This window comes from Flavobacterium sp. OHVDL-2026-0007 (assembly GCF_059882335.1).
On the sequence record NZ_CM187612.1, the window covers coordinates 3867431 to 3886227 of the forward strand.

Consider the following 18797-nt stretch of genomic DNA (forward strand, 5'->3'; position numbering starts at 1 on the left):
AAAATGTTAGACACAATTTGGGGGCATTTTTATGTAGATTATTTTTTCTTTTTAAATAAGCCATTCAATAAATCACTTGCTTTTTTGGTGACTTCTTGAGTGTTTTTTTCTTTTTCTGTAGCAGCTGCCTTGGTAGTGTCCTTTGCTTTAGTGTTTTTATTAATGAGATCCGTTAGTGCTGAAGTTCCTTTTTGGGTCAGTTTTTCTTTTTGCTGATTAGCCACTTGCGAGGCTAGATTAGAAATAGCGCTTTTCATATCAGTGGATACTTTTGGATTTGAAAAGTTACCTGAAATTATAGCATTTATCGGAATATTTTGAAGTTTTGCTGCATCAGCTGGAGACATTTTAGCTAGAAAAGCATTGGCTTCCGTTCCTAAATACTTCGCTGGAACATCTAGTTTAAGGGTATAATTCATCGTTTGGTCAAAACCGTGAGTTCCGCCAACTGTAACTTTAATGTCTTGGTATTTGATATCAAATGGCTTAACATTTACTTTTCCGTTCTCAAAACTCAAAGCCATTTTTAAGTCGTTTAAATTCAATTTATTGACGTCGATGAATTTAAGGTTAGCACCTAATGCATTTAGTAAAGTTGAATTTTTTGCATTTAGTGTCGAGGAGAGTAATTGGCCTAATAAGTCTCCTGAAATGGATTTTAGGTCAGGGGTTAGTTCGGTGGCATTTAAATTACCGTTCAATTTTACGTTAGAATTCAATTTACCGTTGATGATTCCCGCTAATGGAGCAATCTTTTTCATCATGTCCAATTGGGTAAAAGTTTGGGCAATATCTACTTGAGTAAAGCCTAGATTCATGTCAAAGGTAGGGACTTTTGTTTTTGTAGAAACTGCACCATTTAGGGCGATCGTTCCACCAAAAATAGCTGTTTTGAAATTCTCTAGAGTAGCCTTTTCATCTTTTACAATCAATTTACCAGATACGTCTTTTAGTTTTAAATTGTCATATAAAACAGTAGTGGCTTTGGCGTTTAGCGTGCAATTTAGAAAAGCGGGTATTTTCATGGCTTCCGTTGGTTTCGCTTTGGCGCTTGTCGTTGCTCCTGCGCCAGCGGTCATGAAATCATCTACAGCTAATTGATTGGAACTCATGTTGAAGTTTCCTCTCAGTTCTTGTTTTTTAAACATAAATCCGTAGAAATTCTCCAGAACCCCGTTAATGCTTAAATCACTTTTTCCTGTGGTCGCATTAAATTGTTTTAAGTTAATGGTACTTGGATTGAACTCTACCAAAGCAGTGCTGATATTCATTGATTTGTTGTTTTCATCTGTATACTTAAATCCAGATAAACTCATTGTTCCAGCATTTTTGATGTTTTGATATTGGCTTTTTTCAACTGAAGCCATATCAAACTGTGTACTAACATCCGCTTTTAAAATTCCGGTTAAAGGTTTGTCTATCTTAATTGGATACGCTTTCGAAAGATTAGCTAAATTGATTGTTCCTTTTAGGGCAGCATTCACAAACGGATTTTCGGTAATGTTTTTAATGTTTGCTTTGGCAGTGAAAACATCCTGGTCGATTCTAAAAGATAATTTGTCTAAATTCACATAAGTGTCATTTAAAATCCCAGTTTCGTTGATGATTTTGGTGTCGATGACAATATTCTGAACGGATTTCGGTAAGTTAGGGTATTGAAAAGAAGCATTATTTGATGCAATCTCAATATTGAATTTTGGCACGGTAGTGTCTGTCAGTTGTCCTTTTGCAAAACCCACTACAGTAAAATCACCAGTTGTTTTTACGTCCTTTAAACTAGCGGCATATACAGATGGAATTAAGCCTAAGAAATTGGTAAAGGATGAGGTTGGCGTTTTGAATTTCAAATCGTAATTCTGTCCTGCGTCAACCATCTGAATAAAACCATCAAATTCTAATGGCAATTGATTAATTAAGGCCTTGTTTTCTTTAAAGGTATATTTGCTCTGTTCTAAATCGATTCCCAATACGGCATCTAAAGTCAGTTTTACATTTTTCATGTAATTGATTTTATCGATATCGAAAGAAACATTGGCAGTTGATTTTGTAGCTAAGTCTAATTTTGAATTGGTAAAATCACCAGTTCCTTCATGATTTAAACTATCCACAACCATTTTGATTTTTGAGCGTTGATCTAGGTATCGGAAAGTAAAATTTTCGACTTTGTAATTTTGAATTTTCAAAGAAAGAGGCTTGCTCTTATCGTCTTTGGCGGTTTTGTCTTGGTCTTTTAAGGCGATGTCGAAGTTTCCAACACCATCTTCATTAAATATAATATTGATTAAACCATTTTGAGAACTAATTCCTTGAATGTTTAGAGGTTCTTCTTTTCCTTTGAAAAGTTCTTTGATGCTCATTTTTAAATTGAGTTCGCCAAGCGATACTAAAGTGTCTCCTTCAAAGGGCGCTTTGTTTATAATGACCAATTTCTCGATGGCAACAGTAGCATTGGGGAAGTTTTTAAACAGGCTTAAGTCGGCCTCGGTAAAACTTACTTTAGCATCGACACTTTTATTGATGGCTTCTGCTATTTTTGCTTTGATTTGATCTTTGAAAAAATAGGGGATAGCAAAAAGGCTAGCAACAAGGACCACAAGAACAATTGCTGATATTTTTAAAATTTTCTTCAACATAACGAATGCAGATTTGAGAGGTTAAAACGAAGGTTTAGATGTACTATTCTTGCAAAAATAGACTTTTATCGTGTAGTTTTTGCGTAAAGTTTTCATAAAAAATAGCCTGCCGTTAATCGGATTTCGATTGTGGGCAAGCTATTCCAAAAAAAAAATAAATAATTCGTGTGGCGTGAAACCATTGTTTTATAGCGTAGTGGAGCTTGTTATGGGGCTCCAGAAAGTGTTTTTCTTTCTTAATGTTACAGAGCGTTTCCGTATCCTGGTAAGGATCGTTTCCAACTCCTAAAGACTGTTTCTTTTTCAGTTAGAACCATCATTTTACAGTTCGACTACAACAGCAGAGCATGGAGCGGCTATTTTAAAGCTTCATTTGCGACAGCTGATGTTTGTAATGAAAGGTATCTTCACTTGTTTGCTGCCGGCAAAAAGTACCGCGGCAAGAACAGAGAAGAAGAGGATATTTGAGGGCTCAATTTTGTGTTTATTTTTTTGCTAAAATAAATACGATAGCCTGTAAAAAGTGTTATTTAAAAATTAAGCTTGAGTTAATTTTAAGTCGATTCTTTAATGTAAAAAGAGTGTTATGCTAAGAAAAGGGTTTCTTAAATAAAAAATCCGCTTGAGTGATAATTCAAGCGGACTCCTATTCGATGATTTTATTTTTTTTGAATAAAGGAAACAATTTTTGAGGTCATTGTTTCAGAGAGGGGTAAGGTCTCATTGTTGTAACTCTCCATATTGGCCTGCTGATCGCCCTCAATAATTTTCATAATATGATTCATTTTGTCCACGATCAATAATTCAGCGTTTGAATTGGACTGGGATAAATTTTTAGCATCCTTTACGCTTACTTGTACATCCTTGTTTCCTTGTACGACAAGAATAGGGATGTTTAATTTTTTAATTTCTGTTTGGGGATTGTATTTAAACCATGAAATCAAATAAGGTTGAATGCTAGGTCTGAAAAGAGCGTTTAGCATGGGATCTACTTTTTTAACTGTGTTCCCACTTTTTAGACTATCAATGATGGGGAAAGTTAAGTCCTCAATTTGTTTGTTAGACTTCGATGCTATTTGTGCTTTTAGAATTTGATCTGCCGAGTCACCTGCTCCTGCAATAGATATGAATTTATCTGCTTTTGCTCCAGCCATCATGCCAATTAGTGATCCTTCACTATGTCCGATAATGATTAATTGCGAAAAGCGCTTGTCTTGTTTGAGTAGGTTGACCCAACTTTTGGCATCCTCAGTATAGTTTTCAAATACTAAACTGTGCTCAGTAGTGGCAGCGGCTTTACTCTCGCCAATCCCTCGTTTGTCATATCGCAATGACGCAATTCCGTTTTTAGCCAACACTTCTGCCAGCATTTTTAAGGAATTGTTTTTCATCATCGGATTATTTCCGTTGCGATCAGTAGGGCCTGAACCCGAAATTAGTAGGGCAACTGGACACTTTTTTTGACTATCTGGAAGTGTAAGCGTACCAAAGAGCTGGTCGATATTGATTTTTAAGATCACGTTAGATTCCTCAAAACCAATTTGTTTTTTAGCTTGTGCCTGGCTGACTGTTGCAAAGAACAGGCTGATCAAGATCAATACGTTTTTCATTTTGCTAAATTGAATTATTTGATATTGATCCCGAAAGGCATTATGGCTTGAACTCCTTGTTGTTTTTGCAATTTTTTTACTTGTTCAATTAAAAGATAGTTTTCTTCGCCAATTTCTTCTTTTATAAAGGCTTCTTTGGATTGTGCAAAAGGTAATTTATGTAAAATATCATTGAATGTTTTGTCGTATTCTGGATAATTTTGTGTGCTATAGGTTTTTACTTTGGCTATTTTGGCTGCTTCAGCAATGGCATCATTTAGGCCTCCAATTTTATCGACTAAGCCAATTTGTAAGGCTTGAGTTCCAGACCAAACTCTTCCTTGTGCGATGGCGTCTACTTGTGCAAAAGTCATTTTTCTTCCTTGGGCAACATGGGTTACAAAAGTGTTGTAAATCTGTTCAACTCCTTCTAATGTAAAGGCTTTAAATTTTTCGTCTATCGGTATGAAAGGGCTGTAATTGGCTGCATTTTCATGTGTTTTTACTCGCTCAGTATTAATTCCTAATTTAGTAGCTAATGGACTAAAGTTAGGTAGGATTCCAAAAACGCCAATTGATCCTGTAATGGTGTTGCTTTCAGCAAAAATTTTGTTAGCGTTGCACGCAATATAATACCCACCAGAAGCAGCATAGTTCCCCATAGAGACCACAATAGGTTTTGTTTTTTTAGTAATTTCGATTTCTCTCCAAATTAAATCCGAAGTTAAAGCGTTTCCACCTGGGCTGTCAATTCTAAGTACAATAGCTTTTACATCTTCATTTTTTCTAGCCTCTTGTAAAGAGCGACGGATAGAACCTTCCCCAATGACCGTTACATCTCCTTCACCACTTTCAATTTCACCTTGGGCATATATAATGGCAATTTGATCGGCAGCAGTTTCTGTTAAGGCGGTAGTGATATTATTTTGTGTATAATCTGAAATCGAAATTTTATTGTAATCCTCGTCGTCTGTTACTTTCAATGCTTTTTTAATGGCATTGTGGTAAACATCTTCGTAGGCTACTATATCAACTAAATGTTCTGTTTTAGCCATTTCTGGAGTTCTGGCTAAGAGTCCGTTTGCGATTTGGTTTAATCTAGCAACGGGAATATTTCTGCTTTTTGAAATGTCGGTAGAAACGGTGGTCCAAATAGAGTTTAAAAGAGCCGTCATTTGTTCTCTATTGGCATCGCTCATTTTGTTTTCTAAAAAGGGTTCAACGGCACTTTTGTATTTTCCATGGCGAATTACTTCCATATGAATACCTGATTTATCTTGGAAATCTTTATAAAACATAATTTCAGAGGAAAGTCCCTTGAAATCTAAGTCTCCAGCAGGATTTAAATAAATGGTATTGGCTACAGAGTTTAAGTAGTATTCCTTTTGAGAGTAGGTATTGGCATAGGCCAGAACAAATTTACCTGACTTTTTAAAGCTTTCCAGCGCATTTCTTAGGTCTTTATATTGCGCTAAGCCCAGTGAAGATTGATCATTTAATATGGAGATTCCTTTGATGTTGTCATCTTTTTTTGCTGCTTCAATAGCATTGAGGACATCCACTAAGCCAATTCCTTTTTGCTCTGAAAAAATAGTCACCCAAGGATCTTTGTATTTCCCAGCATAATCATTTTTAATTTCTTTCAGATTTAATTCGATAACCGAATCCGATTTTACGGAAACCGTTTCGTCGCCGCCAAAAATAGCTCCGATGAGTATGGCTCCAAAAAAGAATACCATAATAAATACAAAAATACCGATGACAGTGGATAGAATGTTTCCTAGAAATTTCATAAATACATTTTTTTAATAAGTAGCGAAAATGGCTGGTTTGTTACAAATATAATCTAAAAAGAAATGAATATCGATGCGCGATTTGATCAATAGATATAATTTTTGCCTTTTATAACGTTCAGAATAAAGATAGGATATTTTGTAAGATAAGTATTGTTTTAGAGCTTAATATTTTATATTTGACCCATATAACGGCTGATAAGATGCAAGTAAAAAATGTTTTTTTAATGATGGTTTGCCTTTTGCCATTTATTGCTGGAGCGCAAAATAGGTTGGTCAAAAAAGTGGTCGCTGATCAAGTAACCAAACAGGTCTTGGACAAAGTTAACGTCTACAATGAAAAAGATAATTCGTTAACCAATCAAGAAGGCGTGTTTTCTTTTATTTCAAATGAAGATGAAATAAATTTTAGCTTAATTGGGTATCAGGATAAAAAAATCAGTTTTGAAAGTGTGAAAAATGTGGATACTATTTTTCTGCAAAGCAACAGTATAACACTAGATGAAGTGGTCATTGGACAGGAAGTGGCTATTCTAAAGAAAGCCTATTCGAAAATGAAGGATAACTATGCTTTAGAGCCCTATAGTGAGCGCTTTTTTTTGAGGTGTACTTTAAAACGAAACGATGAAATTTCTAGACTTCAGGATATCTATGGGAAGGTTTCTCGAAAAGCTATTTTTAAAACCAAGAGCCAGCCGGATAATAAGTGCACGGTCGAAGTTTTGAATATGAGAAAAGTAGGGATTACAGAGAAAACGGACTTTGTTTATTTTCAATTTCAAAGTTTCGAAAAGTTATTTGACTTGAATGCGTTGATTCATCTAAATCTTGAAGAATTTGAATTTACTCAAGAGAAAAATGTAACAGGGGACTATTTTAAAATCAACTTTGTTAAAAAAGAGCCCAATGTGATGAAGCAAAAAACAAGTGGATATTTTATAATCAATAAAGCGGATTATGCGATTGTAGAAACCTATTTTGATTTTTATGATGATGCAGATCAAGTACCCTTTCAAAAAGAGGGCAAGGTGGAGTATAGGACAATCAGTTTTAAAAGAACATCAAATTACAAAAAAAGTACGGGTGGGAACAAATACTATTTGAGTCACGCCAACTCCAATGTAAAAGTGGAATTGCTTGGAAAGGAAAATGGACTAAAAGCGTCGTATGATTATGCGACCAATTTCTTTGTAACTAACAGTTTTGTGACTGAAAAAGCAGATTCAAATTTGTCCATGGACAGGGATATTTTTAAAGTGAAATTTCCTTACGCAGCCCAATTTTGGGCCAGTCAAAATCAGCTGCCACTCACTAGCGAATTAACGTTTTTTTTAAACCGTGTCGCCCAGAACAAAGATAAAAAAGAGACCTTTGAGGTAATTGGAAACTTCTAAGTCTTCGTGTAAATAATGTAGGTATTTCTGAAATAGTTTTAGTTAATTTGCATTTATTATGAAATCACAGCATCAAGTCGTTTTATCTATAGGCAGTAACCAAGGAGATCGGTTAGCCAACATCGAAAGTTGTATCGAGAGAATACATCAGGAAGTGGGGACCGTAATTAAGGTTTCAAAACTATATGAGACTCCTGCTTGGGGGTTTGAAAGCGATGCGTTTTATAATTGTGCCTTGTTGCTGCACAGTAATTTATCTGCTCAAAAAATACTGACTCAGGTTTTAAAAATAGAAAAACTTTTAGGACGAATTCGATCGAATCAAGAAGGGTATCAATCTCGGATTATCGATATTGATGTGATTCTTTTTGATGAGGAAATTATTGATTCGGATAAGCTTAAAGTGCCGCACCCTTTAATGCAAAATCGAAATTTTGTATTACTTCCGATTCAAGATCTAAAGTTGGATTGGAAACATCCGCTGTTTCAAAAATCGATAGGGGAATTAATTGCCACTAGTGAGGATGATAGCGTTTGTACTGTAGTACAGGATTTAAAGCAGCCACTAGGGGAGATTCCATTAGAGCAATTCAATTATATTGCTTTTGAAGGAAATATTGGTGCCGGAAAAACGACTTTAGTACATAAAATTGCGGAAGATTTTAATGCTAAAACGGTTTTGGAGCGGTTTGCAGACAATCCGTTTTTACCCAAGTTTTATAAAGATCAGAATCGCTATGCTTTTCCTTTAGAGATGTCTTTTCTAGCGGATCGTTATCAGCAGTTATCGGATGATTTGGCACAATTTGATTTGTTTAAAGATTTCATTGTGGCAGATTATCATATTTTCAAATCACTTATTTTTGCTAAGATTACACTTGCAGAAGACGAATATCGCTTGTATCGAAACTTGTTTGATATTATTTACAAAGAAATGCCAAAGCCTGATTTGTATGTCTATTTGTATCAAAATACGGCACGACTGTTACAGAATATAAAAAAGCGCGGAAGAAATTACGAGCAGAACATCTCGGCTGATTATCTGGATAAAATCAATAATGGTTATTTAGAATATATAAAATCGCAAACTGATTTGAATGTTTTGATTATTGATGTCTCAGATCGTGATTTTGTAAAGAAGCATGAAGATTATCTTTTTATTCTGAGTGAAATTCAGAAAAAAATAAGGTAAGAGCAGCTTTAAAAATTAGCGTATTCCGAGCTGCTTTCTTAGTTTAATAGTGAGTTTTTCCTGAACTAGTTGATAGGATTGTTGAAGGTGTTTTTCCCATGTTGTTTTTTTTAGTCTCGAAATATCGTCGATCAAAACCCAGTGGTATCTAGCTGTATAGGGGGCGGGTTTAAAACCAACTTGGTTGCTAATTTCTTCAAATTGCTCCTCTGGAACTTTAAATGAGACTGAAGTTGGTGTCTGGTCAAGTCCAACAACACAAAACATTTTAGTACCTACTGAAAATACCAGATCATGCTCCCATTTGATATCCTCTGTTGTAGCAGTCAGTTGATGACAAATTTCCCGAATCGTTTCGATGTTCATTTGCTGTTGTCTTTTAATGAAAAAGAACCTTTTTAAAGGTTTTTTGGCCAGTTTAATTTTTGAAACAAATCCCAAACAACAATTCCAGCGCTTACTGCAATGTTTAAGGAGTGTTTGGTGCCTAATTGAGGAATTTCAATGCAGCCATCACAAATCGCTACCGCCTCTTGAGCAACACCATAAACTTCATTTCCAAAAACTAAGGCGTATTTTTGATTTTCTGTTACTTTGAAATCTTGAAGGAAAATGGAACTCTCCACTTGTTCAATGGCAAGTGTTAGTACGTTTTCGTTTTTAAGATTCTCAATAACTTCCAATACATTTTCGTGGTGTTCCCAAGTCACAGTTTCGGTTGCGCCAAGCGCTGTTTTGTGAATTTCTTTATTGGGAGGTGTGGCCGTGATACCGCATAGAATTATTTTTTCAATCAAAAAAGCATCGGCAGTTCTGAAGACAGAACCAATATTGTGCAAGCTGCGAATGTCGTCTAATACTAAAATTAGAGGTGTTTTGTCTGATTTTTTAAAATCTTCAATTGATTTTCGGTCTAGCTCGCTATTTTCAAGTTTTCTCATTTGTGTTGCATTCAAGTCATAAAAAAAGCTTCCAAAGATAAGGAAGCTTTTTCATTTATTTCATTTTGTTTTCAGATTAGCTTTTAGCAGCATCTGGTAAAACGGTACCTTTAATAGTAAGTACTTTTGTTGGTTGTCCTGCAGCATTTGAAGTAACAGTTACCGTTTTTGTAAATGCACCTACTCTGTCAGTAGCATATTTTACACCAATAATACCTTTTGCACCTGGAGCAATTGGCTCTCTTGGAGTTGTTGGTACAGTACATCCGCAAGATCCTTGTGCATTAGTAATGATTAATGGTTTGTTTCCGTTGTTTACAAATACAAATTCACGTTTTCCGTCTGCATTGTGTGCGATAGTTCCGTAATCGATAGTTTCTGTTTCGAAAGCCATTCCAGCTCCTTCAACTTTTGCAATTTTTGCAGCTTTAGTAGCAGCTTTTTTAGTAGTTTGAGCATTTGAAGCTGTAATCCCTACTATCGCTAACATAGCGAATAAAATTATTTTTTTCATCGTTTTAGAATCTTTGTGTTTTATGATAACAAATCTATGTAAAAATCTTAAATCTTAACTTAAAAATAGCTTAAAATATTTTAATTTTTGAGGCCTTCGTTATTCCTTTAAAATATTCTAAATTCGCTGTCATAATTTTTCATTTAAAAACATTGTAATTTGGCAACGAAAGAGAAAGTGGTGAAGGAAACACCTTTAATGAAACAGTACAACGAAATCAAGAGAAAATATCCTGATGCATGTCTGCTTTTCAGAGTAGGAGATTTTTATGAAACCTTTGGTGAAGATGCTATTAGAGCTTCAAAAATTCTAGGTATAACATTAACCAAAAGAGGTGCGGGTTCTGAGACGGAGACTGCCCTGGCAGGTTTTCCTCATCATTCTGTTAATACGTATTTGCCAAAATTGGTTAAAGCTGGGCTTCGTGTCGCTATTTGCGATCAGCTTGAAGATCCAAAAATGACCAAAACAATCGTAAAACGAGGTGTTACTGAACTGGTAACTCCTGGGGTTTCTTTAAACGATGAAGTGCTACAGTCTAAAACGAATAACTTTTTGGCAGCGGTTTCTTTTGCTAATAAAAATATAGGGATTTCCTTTTTGGATGTATCTACTGGTGAGTTTTTAACGGCTCAGGGAAATGCAGAGTACGTGGATAAATTATTGCAGAATTTTAGTCCAAGTGAAGTATTGGTGCCTAAGAATAATAAAGGCGATTTTAAAGCAGCTTTTGGAGAAAGATTCCATACTTTTTATTTAGAAGATTGGATTTATAAGGAGGATTATGCTGTAGAGACCTTGACCAAACATTTCCAAACGGTTTCCTTAAAAGGTTTTGGTATTGAAGAGTTGAAAGAGGGAATTATTGCTTCTGGAGCTATTTTGTATTATTTATCAGAAACACAACATAATAAAGTACAACATATAACAACCATTCAGCGTATTGCAGAAGATGCTTATGTTTGGATGGATCGTTTTACCATTAGGAATCTAGAGTTGTATCATAGTTATAATCCAAATGCTGTAACGCTTTTGGATGTTATTGATAGAACGCTATCGCCAATGGGAGGGCGTTTGCTGAAACGTTGGTTGGCTTTGCCATTAAAGAATAGTGATAAAATTAAAAGCCGACATGATGTTGTCTCTTATTTAAAAGCAAACACGGAAGTTTTACAGAGTATTCAATATCAAATCAAGCAAATTTCTGATTTAGAGCGCTTGATATCTAAAATTGCTACTGGAAAGGTTTCGCCTCGTGAAATAGTGTATTTAAAGGAGTCTTTGGATGCTATTATTCCAATTAAAACCTTGGCACTTGAAAGTCCGCAGGTAGCTGTAAAAGTGATTGGGGATAGTTTGCACAGTTGTGATTTGTTGAGAGAAAAGATAAAGGTAACCTTGAATCAAGATGCGCCTGTAGCTATTGCTAAAGGGAATGCTATCGCCAAGGGGATTAGTGAAGAGTTGGATGATTTGCGTGCTATTTCTACCTCTGGAAAAGAATATCTAGAAGGAATTGAAAAAAGAGAGTCTGAGCGAACGGGTATTTCTTCTTTGAAGATCTCCTTCAATAATGTCTTTGGTTATTTTATTGAAGTTCGAAATACTCATAAAGACAAGGTGCCTGCGGAGTGGATTCGTAAGCAGACTTTAGTCAATGCAGAACGTTATATTACCGAAGAGTTAAAAGAGTATGAAACGAAGATTTTAGGAGCTGAAGAGAAAATTCATAAAATTGAATCGGAACTTTTTGAGCAATTGATTATGTGGATTGCGACCTATATTAAGCCGGTTCAAATGAATGCTAATTTGGTGGCTCAGTTGGATTGTTTGTGTTCCTTTACACAGTTGGCTATCGAGAATCAATATGTTTGCCCAGAAATAGATGAGACTTTTGAGTTAGAGATTAAAAACGGAAGGCATCCTGTAATTGAAAAGCAATTGCCAGTGGGGACTCCTTATATTGCTAATGATGTTTTCTTAGATAGGGAAACACAGCAAATCATTATGATTACAGGACCCAATATGTCGGGTAAGTCAGCTATTTTGAGACAAACGGCTTTAATTGTGCTATTGGCTCAAATGGGAAGCTTTGTTCCGGCGGATAGTGTTAGAATGGGAATCGTAGATAAGATATTTACCCGAGTAGGGGCTTCCGATAATATTTCGATGGGAGAGTCTACTTTTATGGTGGAAATGAATGAGACGGCTTCGATTTTGAATAATATATCAGACAGAAGCTTGGTGTTGCTAGATGAAATCGGAAGAGGGACCAGTACATATGATGGAATTTCTATTGCTTGGGCTATAGCAGAATTTTTGCATGAACACCCATCAAAGCCAAAAACCTTATTTGCGACGCATTATCACGAATTGAATGAAATGACGGATTCGTTGCCGAGGATACAGAATTATAATGTAGCGGTAAAAGAATTAAAGGATACTGTTCTTTTTATTCGTAAGCTGGTAAAGGGGGGGAGTGCACATAGTTTTGGAATTCATGTGGCGAAAATGGCTGGAATGCCACAGACCGTAATTTTGAAAGCACAGAAGTTGTTGAAGAAACTGGAGAAGAATCATTCCAGTGATGCTCTCAATGGAGTAAAGGCTGCTAGTGATGAAATGCAAATGAGTTTCTTTAATTTGGATGATCCTTTGTTAGAGGAGATAAAAGAAGAGATTTTGAGTCTTGATATCAATGCGATTACTCCTGTTGAAGCACTGATGAAGCTCAATGAGATTAAAAGGATGTTAGTGAGAAAATAATTTTTATATTTAACAATTAGGTTATCAGAAGATTAGAAAATAAACGGAAAAAAATTTCAAAAAACACTTGTATAACTGGATAAATGTCTTAAATTTGCACTCGCAATACAGAACAAGTCAAGTATTGTAGTTCTTACAAGAAATTGAAACGCGAAAATAGCTCAGTTGGTAGAGCGCGACCTTGCCAAGGTCGAGGTCGCGGGTTCGAGCCCCGTTTTTCGCTCACTGTCATATAACGCTCGGATGGTGAAATTGGTAGACACGCTGGACTTAAAATCCAGTGAACAGCAATGTTCGTGCGGGTTCAAGTCCCGCTCTGAGTACTAAAGCCTCTTCTTTTGAAGAGGCTTTTTTTATGGAGTAAACTCATGGTTTGCTGCGCTGCGCTGAGGTGTGTGGTTTAAGTGGGGCAGCTTTGGTCTGGAATTAACAATCTAAAAAAAATCTAAAAATTTAAATGGGGGCTTTTGTAATTAGTAAAAGGTTTAATGATGAGTATAAATTTGTATTTACATCTAGAAAGGGTAAGGTGATATTTACTAGTTTGAGTTATGAATTGAAGTTTGAATGCGAAGAGGATATAGAGCAGTTTAAGCAGAAGATTGACTTAGCTAGGTTTTTGAAATTTAAAGGCTCTGGAGGTAAGTATTTTTTTAAATTGATGTTGGGAGAGCTTCATTTTGCAACGAGTCGTAAGTACACTACTGAGTTGCTTTTGCAGAAAGGGATTAAAGAGATAGTGACCTATGGTGTGAAATCGGAAACATTAGACTTCTCGTCAAGTGAATCGATTTTTGAAGATGAGGAAGAGGAAGTGATGGAAGAGGAGGCTGTGGAATTATAGTACAGGAAAAAAAAGAGGTGATAATAAAAAAAAGCGTTTTGAATTTCAAAACGCTTTTTTTGTTTGTTCTCATTTATGCTTTAGTTTAATTTTAAGCATAAAAAAAACCATCACAATGGATGGTTTTAAAATCTTTAGAATTGAGTTCTAATTATTTTTTTACTTCTTTAGCAGCTTCTTCTACTTTAGCAGCAGCAGAGTCAATTTTAGTTGCAGCAGAGTCGATAGTTGCAGCAGCAGAATCAACAGCAGTAGCAGCAGAATCAACAGCAACAGCAGTAGAATCTACAGCTTCAGTAGCTGCAGCGTCAGCTTTTTTACAAGATACAACAGTTAAAACAGCAACAACAGCTAAACTTAAAAATACTTTTTTCATCTTACTTTATTATAAAAGGTTAATTATTAATTCGTGGCAAAGATATAAATTTTTTAATATGTAAAATATTTTTTTATTTTTTTTTTAAAATATTTTCATCGCTCACGATTATCTTAATTATCAAAGAATATGCCAGAATGATAAAAGTTTGTTATATTGTTGTATTTTGAGTGAAAATTATTTTTTGTTGCATATTTTATAAGAGAATTGGCTGTTTTGTTTCTCTTGTTTGCGGTTTGTTTTGTTTTTGAATGATTATTGTTTAGCCAGCAATAGGTAAAATGAGTGGCTTGAAGGTTTTTTTTAATCAAGAAAGTTCTTGAAATAAGGTATTATGATTTTATGATGCTTTAGAAACGATTTTCATGATGCTAGTTGTGGCTCCTTTGTTGTTTTGGATGTATGACTTGCAGATTTGGCTTTTTTCCTTTAGAATGTTTTCATTGGTTAATAAGCGATCGAAATTTTGTTTGAGTTCATCGCTATTCGAAATGACGATACAACCGCCTAATTCTACTAAAAGAACGGCTTCGGCAAAATTAGTGTAATTAGGGCCAATTAGAATAGGGATTCCAAAGGTGGCTGGTTCTAGGATATTGTGGATGCCTGGGTTTCCAAAACCACCTCCCACGTAGGCAATAGTTCCGTAGCTGTAAATTTTAGTAAGCAAGCCTACGGTGTCAATTATAAAGACCTTATAATGGGATAGATCGACCGTGTCTTTTTGAGAGTATAGTATGGTTGGTTTTGTTAGTTGTGCTTGTAGGCTTGAAATTTGATCTGCCTTTATGTTGTGGGGAGCAATAATAAATTTTACATTTTCTGCTGCCTGATTTATATAGTCGGCTAATAAGGCCTCGTCTTTTGGCCAAGAGCTACCTATTACTATGGTAGGCGTATCGTTTTTGAATTTTTCAATAAAATCAAGGCTGTTGTCTCTTTCTAAAATAGCGGCTACACGATCAAAGCGAGTGTCTCCGGAGACGATAACATTGGTAAAACCTATGGCATTGATTTTTTCTTTTGATTTTTCATTTTGAACAAAAAAATAAGTGAAAGCCTTTAGAGCGTTTCGGTAAAAGCCACCATACCATTTAAAGAACATTTGATTGTCTCTAAAGATTCCTGAAATTAGATAGGTGGGTGTTTTAGTTGTTTCTAGTTCTTTTAAGTAATTCAGCCAAAATTCATACTTGATGAAAAAGGCCAATTCAGGATGGGCTAATTTTAAAAATTGCTTGGCATTGCTCTTTGTGTCAAGTGGTAAGTATAAGGTAACATCAGCAACGGTATTGTTTTTGCGAACTTCATAACCTGAAGGTGAGAAAAAAGTAACGATGATTTTATGTGAAGGGTATTTTTCTTTAATTTTTTCAATTACAGGAAGTCCTTGTTCGTATTCTCCTAAGGAGGCTGAGTGAAACCAGATGGTTTTGTCTGTTGGTTTTATTTTTTCTTGTAAAAGGGTAAAAACATTTTTTCGTCCTTCAACAAAAAGCTTAATTTTTGGACTAAAAATGGCGACAATTTTTAGAATAAAACCGGCAATAGATAGGACTAAATTGTATAGAAAAAGCATGTGTTTGATTTTGTGGCTAAAATACGTTTCTTTCGATTATTTTCATTGGTTTGAAGGTATTAAATAACTATTTTTGTTCTTCGTTTTAAAGATTGGGTTTAAAAATCAAATCTTTAGTTTTAAATAAATAATGCAAATGAAAAAAATTCAAATGGTTGACTTAAAGAGTCAATACGAGAAAATAAAAGCGACTGTTGATGCTTCGATTCAAGAGGTTTTAGATACAAATACTTATATAAATGGGCCATTGGTTCATCAGTTTCAGAAAGGTCTTGAAGATTATTTAGGAGCCAAACATGTGATTCCATGTGCAAATGGAACAGATGCGTTGCAGATTGCGATGATGGGTTTAGGTTTAAAGCCAGGAGATGAGGTTATTACTGCTGATTTTACTTTTGCTGCTACAGTAGAAGTGATTGCGTTGTTGCAACTAACGCCTGTTTTGGTTGATGTTGATATGGTTAATATGAACATTGACATTGAAGCCATTAAAAAAGCCATTACACCAAAAACAAAAGCTATTGTTCCGGTTCATTTATTTGGTCGTGCGGCCAATATGGATGCGATTATGGAAATAGCAGCTGAGCATAATTTATATGTTATCGAAGATAATGCTCAAGCAATAGGAGCGGATTATATTTCTAAATCTGGAACAAAAAGTAAAGTAGGGGTAATTGGTCATGTTGCGGCAACTTCATTTTTCCCGTCTAAAAACTTAGGTTGTTACGGTGATGGTGGAGCGATTTTTACTAACGATGATCAATTGGCGCATATCATACGCGGAGTTGTAAATCATGGAATGTACGAACGTTATCATCATGATGTAGTAGGAGTGAATTCTCGTTTGGATAGTATTCAAGCTGGGGTTTTAAATGCAAAATTACCTTTATTAGATACTTATAATGCGGCGCGTCGTTCAGCAGCTACTAAATACAATGCAGCTTTTGAAGGAAATGCACATATTATTACGCCAAATTTTGATGCAAGTCAAAATGATCACGTTTTTCATCAGTATGTACTGAGAATTATAAATGCGGACAGAGATGCTTTAATGCAGCATTTGTTGAATAAAGCAATTCCTTGTGCTATTTATTATCCAATTCCATTGCATTTACAAAAAGCATATGTAGATTCTCGCTATAAAGAAGAGCAATTTCCAGTTACAAATCAATTAGTAAAAGAAGTAATTGCTTTGCCAATGCATACCGAATTAGATGACGAGCAAATTAAATTTATTACAGATTCAGTTCTTGAATTTTTAAATAAATAGTGATAAATTAACCAAATAAACAACACAAAACAACCACAGAATGAAAGTATTAGTAACAGGAGGATTAGGATTTATTGGTTCACACACTGTAGTCGAATTGCAAAATGAAGGCTTTGAAGTCGTGATAATTGATAATCTTTCGAATTCTACAGAAGACGTTTTAAAAGGGATTACAGCCATTACAGGAAAAACACCTTTGTTTGAAAAATTAGATTTAAGAGAGAAAGCTGCAGTTCAGAATTTCTTTAATAAACATAATGATGTATCGGGCGTAATTCATTTTGCAGCTTCTAAAGCGGTTGGTGAAAGTGTAGAGAATCCATTGTTGTATTATGAAAACAATATTGGTAGCTTAGTTTATCTTTTACAGGAATTACAGCAAAAGCCTGAGGCAAGTTTTATTTTTAGTTCGTCTTGTACCGTTTACGGTCAAGCTGAAAAAATGCCAATTACAGAAGATGCTCCTGTACAACAGCCGATGTCTCCATACGGAAATACTAAGAAAATCGGAGAAGAAATCATTATTGACACTGCAAAAGTGACTAATATTAGTGCAATTTTATTGCGTTATTTTAATCCAGTTGGAGCGCATTCGACAAATGAAATTGGAGAATTACCAATAGGGGTTCCTCAGAACTTGGTGCCATTTATTACGCAAACAGGAGTAGGATTACGCAAAGAATTGTCGGTTTTTGGAGATGATTATCCAACTCCTGATGGAACGGCCGTTCGTGATTATATCCATGTGGTTGATTTGGCTAAAGCCCACGTGATTGCCTTACAACGTCTTTTAAATAAAAAGAATCTACAAAAAGTAGAAACATTTAATTTAGGAACTGGAAAAGGAAGCTCAGTTTTAGAGGTAATTAATAGTTTTGAAAAAGTAAGTGATAAAAAATTACCGTATAAAATTATGCCTCGTCGTGAAGGTGATATTACAGAGGCTTATGCTAATACAGATAAGGCAAACAATGTTTTAGGTTGGAAAGCGGAGTTGAGCTTAGACGAAGCAATGGCTAGTGCTTGGAAATGGGAACAAAAAATTCGTTCTTAATTTTCTAGTTGTAGTCGAAGTCTTGAGTAGAGAAGGCCAATAGCGTCTTGTGTAATAAGAATGATAATCCCAGATGATCTTTATGATTATTTGGGATTTTTTATTTGAATTGGTAATCTTGAAAATTGAGAAATTGTGGATTCAAAGAGGAGAAATAGCAAATGGAACAAAGCTGAAAAGCAACTAACGGAGTATGACGTTTAAAAATCAAAATTTAAAAGGGGGTAGATCGCGATACTTTTGATTTTAATGTTGAATTTGCAAAAGGATTGACTCCTGAGAAATTTAAACTGAGAGGTCTAAAAGAATAACAAGATATTCATTAAGTTAATTAGTGGCGATCAAAAGTAGGTGGGATTTTTTGTGAATGACTCTCTTTGTCAAATGTCCAGGATATAATCCACCATCTTTTTTCATCAAAATAGAGTTGGATACTGTTGATTCCTCTTCGGACAACGGGACCATTCTTTAGCAATCTAGTTTCGTAGGTACTCCATACATGAGCAATGTTTCCAAATATTTGCACTTCTCTATTGATTTCATTCTCGTAAAAAGCGGTTTCTAATACCATGTCGTCCGTTAGTTTATGGAAATCATTAATGGACATAATGGTCTGTTTTATTTTGCCTTCTGAATCTGCAGTTGGAAAACAATAAATTGCATTTGAATTGTGAAGTGAAAGATCTCTTTTCCATTGCCTTTTTTCTCCCATATTTCCAGAAACAACTTCGTACGAAGCTTTTATGATGCCATCAATTGATATGATGTCTTTTTTGAAGGGATATTGACTGTCCTGTGCGCTCGATAGGTTTGTATTTATACTCATAATTAATGTGATTTTTAAAATTGATC

General features: G+C 35.0%; 15 protein-coding genes and 2 tRNA genes. 8 read left to right on the top strand and 9 right to left on the bottom strand.

Annotated features, from left to right (window positions below; all coding sequences use genetic code 11):
• Positions 1 to 38: 38 nt before the first annotated feature.
• The 3 genes from AC51AA_RS15895 to sppA all read right to left on the bottom strand — a co-directional run bounded on the left by AC51AA_RS15895 (position 39) and on the right by sppA (position 6015).
• A complete protein-coding gene (locus tag AC51AA_RS15895) occupies positions 39 to 2633 on the bottom strand; it encodes an AsmA family protein (protein ID WP_500703199.1) in 2595 nt (864 codons plus the stop codon).
• A 659-nt stretch (positions 2634 to 3292) separates the two neighbouring features.
• Positions 3293 to 4243: an alpha/beta hydrolase gene (locus tag AC51AA_RS15900; protein ID WP_500703200.1), complete on the bottom strand. Its 951-nt coding sequence runs from the start codon at positions 4241 to 4243 to the stop codon at positions 3293 to 3295.
• A gap of 14 nt (positions 4244 to 4257) precedes the next feature.
• Positions 4258 to 6015 (bottom strand): signal peptide peptidase SppA, encoded by a 1758-nt coding sequence (gene sppA / locus AC51AA_RS15905; RefSeq protein ID WP_500703201.1) that lies wholly within the window; start codon positions 6013 to 6015, stop codon positions 4258 to 4260.
• A 203-nt stretch (positions 6016 to 6218) separates the two neighbouring features.
• On the opposite strand from sppA, the gene AC51AA_RS15910 reads away from it, so the two are divergent.
• Together AC51AA_RS15910 and folK are read left to right on the top strand one after the other, a co-directional pair.
• On the top strand, positions 6219 to 7409 hold the full coding sequence (locus tag AC51AA_RS15910) for a peptidase associated/transthyretin-like domain-containing protein (RefSeq protein WP_500703202.1): 1191 nt from the start codon (positions 6219 to 6221) through the stop codon (positions 7407 to 7409).
• A 58-nt stretch (positions 7410 to 7467) separates the two neighbouring features.
• Complete coding sequence (gene folK, locus AC51AA_RS15915) at positions 7468 to 8601, top strand: 2-amino-4-hydroxy-6-hydroxymethyldihydropteridine diphosphokinase (protein ID WP_500703203.1); 1134 nt, start codon at positions 7468 to 7470, stop codon at positions 8599 to 8601.
• A 15-nt stretch (positions 8602 to 8616) separates the two neighbouring features.
• Here folK and AC51AA_RS15920 read toward each other — a convergent pair whose 3' ends face one another.
• The 3 genes from AC51AA_RS15920 to AC51AA_RS15930 form a co-directional block, all read right to left on the bottom strand.
• Positions 8617 to 8967 carry an MmcQ/YjbR family DNA-binding protein gene (locus AC51AA_RS15920; protein ID WP_500703204.1) on the bottom strand — a complete coding sequence of 117 codons (351 nt, stop codon included), beginning with the start codon at positions 8965 to 8967 and terminating at the stop codon, positions 8617 to 8619.
• Positions 8968 to 8999: 32 nt separating this feature from the next.
• Positions 9000 to 9542, bottom strand: a complete 543-nt coding sequence (locus tag AC51AA_RS15925; protein WP_500703205.1) for an RNA methyltransferase — start codon at positions 9540 to 9542, stop codon at positions 9000 to 9002.
• 76 nt (positions 9543 to 9618) lie between these two features.
• Complete coding sequence (locus AC51AA_RS15930) at positions 9619 to 10056, bottom strand: DUF1573 domain-containing protein (protein ID WP_500703206.1); 438 nt, start codon at positions 10054 to 10056, stop codon at positions 9619 to 9621.
• 159 nt (positions 10057 to 10215) lie between these two features.
• Between AC51AA_RS15930 and mutS the strand changes: the two genes are divergently transcribed.
• From mutS to AC51AA_RS15950, 4 genes are all read left to right on the top strand, one after another.
• Positions 10216 to 12822 (top strand): DNA mismatch repair protein MutS, encoded by a 2607-nt coding sequence (mutS, locus tag AC51AA_RS15935; RefSeq protein ID WP_500703207.1) that lies wholly within the window; start codon positions 10216 to 10218, stop codon positions 12820 to 12822.
• A 150-nt stretch (positions 12823 to 12972) separates the two neighbouring features.
• Positions 12973 to 13045 (top strand) — tRNA-Gly (locus AC51AA_RS15940).
• A 14-nt stretch (positions 13046 to 13059) separates the two neighbouring features.
• Positions 13060 to 13145 (top strand) — tRNA-Leu (locus AC51AA_RS15945).
• 134 nt (positions 13146 to 13279) lie between these two features.
• A complete protein-coding gene (locus AC51AA_RS15950) occupies positions 13280 to 13666 on the top strand; it encodes a DUF1508 domain-containing protein (RefSeq protein ID WP_500703208.1) in 387 nt (128 codons plus the stop codon).
• Between the two features lie 151 nt (positions 13667 to 13817).
• Here the strand turns inward: AC51AA_RS15950 and AC51AA_RS15955 are convergent, their stop codons facing one another.
• Entirely contained in the window at positions 13818 to 14042 is a 225-nt protein-coding gene (locus AC51AA_RS15955) for a PG1828 family lipoprotein (protein WP_500703209.1), read from the bottom strand.
• Positions 14043 to 14382: 340 nt separating this feature from the next.
• Positions 14383 to 15621, bottom strand: a complete 1239-nt coding sequence (locus AC51AA_RS15960; RefSeq protein ID WP_500703210.1) for a 3-deoxy-D-manno-octulosonic acid transferase — start codon at positions 15619 to 15621, stop codon at positions 14383 to 14385.
• Positions 15622 to 15757: 136 nt separating this feature from the next.
• On the opposite strand from AC51AA_RS15960, the gene AC51AA_RS15965 reads away from it, so the two are divergent.
• Both AC51AA_RS15965 and galE read left to right on the top strand, forming a co-directional pair.
• Positions 15758 to 16891: a DegT/DnrJ/EryC1/StrS family aminotransferase gene (locus AC51AA_RS15965; protein WP_500703211.1), complete on the top strand. Its 1134-nt coding sequence runs from the start codon at positions 15758 to 15760 to the stop codon at positions 16889 to 16891.
• Between the two features lie 40 nt (positions 16892 to 16931).
• The gene (gene galE, locus AC51AA_RS15970; RefSeq protein ID WP_500703212.1) at positions 16932 to 17945 is read left to right on the top strand and encodes a UDP-glucose 4-epimerase GalE; all 1014 of its coding nucleotides are present in this window, start codon (positions 16932 to 16934) and stop codon (positions 17943 to 17945) included.
• A 331-nt stretch (positions 17946 to 18276) separates the two neighbouring features.
• On the opposite strand, the gene AC51AA_RS15975 is transcribed toward galE, so the two are convergent.
• Complete coding sequence (locus tag AC51AA_RS15975) at positions 18277 to 18771, bottom strand: hypothetical protein (protein ID WP_500703213.1); 495 nt, start codon at positions 18769 to 18771, stop codon at positions 18277 to 18279.
• Positions 18772 to 18797: the final 26 nt, after the last annotated feature.

Coding starts and splice junctions, on each gene's coding strand:
- AC51AA_RS15910 (WP_500703202.1), top strand. CDS start 6,219: ATGCAAGTAAAAAATGTTTTTTTAATGATGGTTTGCCTTTTGCCATTT.
- sppA (WP_500703201.1), bottom strand. CDS start 6,015: ATGAAATTTCTAGGAAACATTCTATCCACTGTCATCGGTATTTTTGTA.
- AC51AA_RS15950 (WP_500703208.1), top strand. CDS start 13,280: ATGGGGGCTTTTGTAATTAGTAAAAGGTTTAATGATGAGTATAAATTT.
- folK (WP_500703203.1), top strand. CDS start 7,468: ATGAAATCACAGCATCAAGTCGTTTTATCTATAGGCAGTAACCAAGGA.
- AC51AA_RS15960 (WP_500703210.1), bottom strand. CDS start 15,621: ATGCTTTTTCTATACAATTTAGTCCTATCTATTGCCGGTTTTATTCTA.
- AC51AA_RS15955 (WP_500703209.1), bottom strand. CDS start 14,042: ATGAAAAAAGTATTTTTAAGTTTAGCTGTTGTTGCTGTTTTAACTGTT.
- AC51AA_RS15925 (WP_500703205.1), bottom strand. CDS start 9,542: ATGAGAAAACTTGAAAATAGCGAGCTAGACCGAAAATCAATTGAAGAT.
- AC51AA_RS15965 (WP_500703211.1), top strand. CDS start 15,758: ATGAAAAAAATTCAAATGGTTGACTTAAAGAGTCAATACGAGAAAATA.
- AC51AA_RS15895 (WP_500703199.1), bottom strand. CDS start 2,633: ATGTTGAAGAAAATTTTAAAAATATCAGCAATTGTTCTTGTGGTCCTT.
- galE (WP_500703212.1), top strand. CDS start 16,932: ATGAAAGTATTAGTAACAGGAGGATTAGGATTTATTGGTTCACACACT.
- AC51AA_RS15975 (WP_500703213.1), bottom strand. CDS start 18,771: ATGAGTATAAATACAAACCTATCGAGCGCACAGGACAGTCAATATCCC.
- AC51AA_RS15920 (WP_500703204.1), bottom strand. CDS start 8,967: ATGAACATCGAAACGATTCGGGAAATTTGTCATCAACTGACTGCTACA.
- AC51AA_RS15930 (WP_500703206.1), bottom strand. CDS start 10,056: ATGAAAAAAATAATTTTATTCGCTATGTTAGCGATAGTAGGGATTACA.
- AC51AA_RS15900 (WP_500703200.1), bottom strand. CDS start 4,243: ATGAAAAACGTATTGATCTTGATCAGCCTGTTCTTTGCAACAGTCAGC.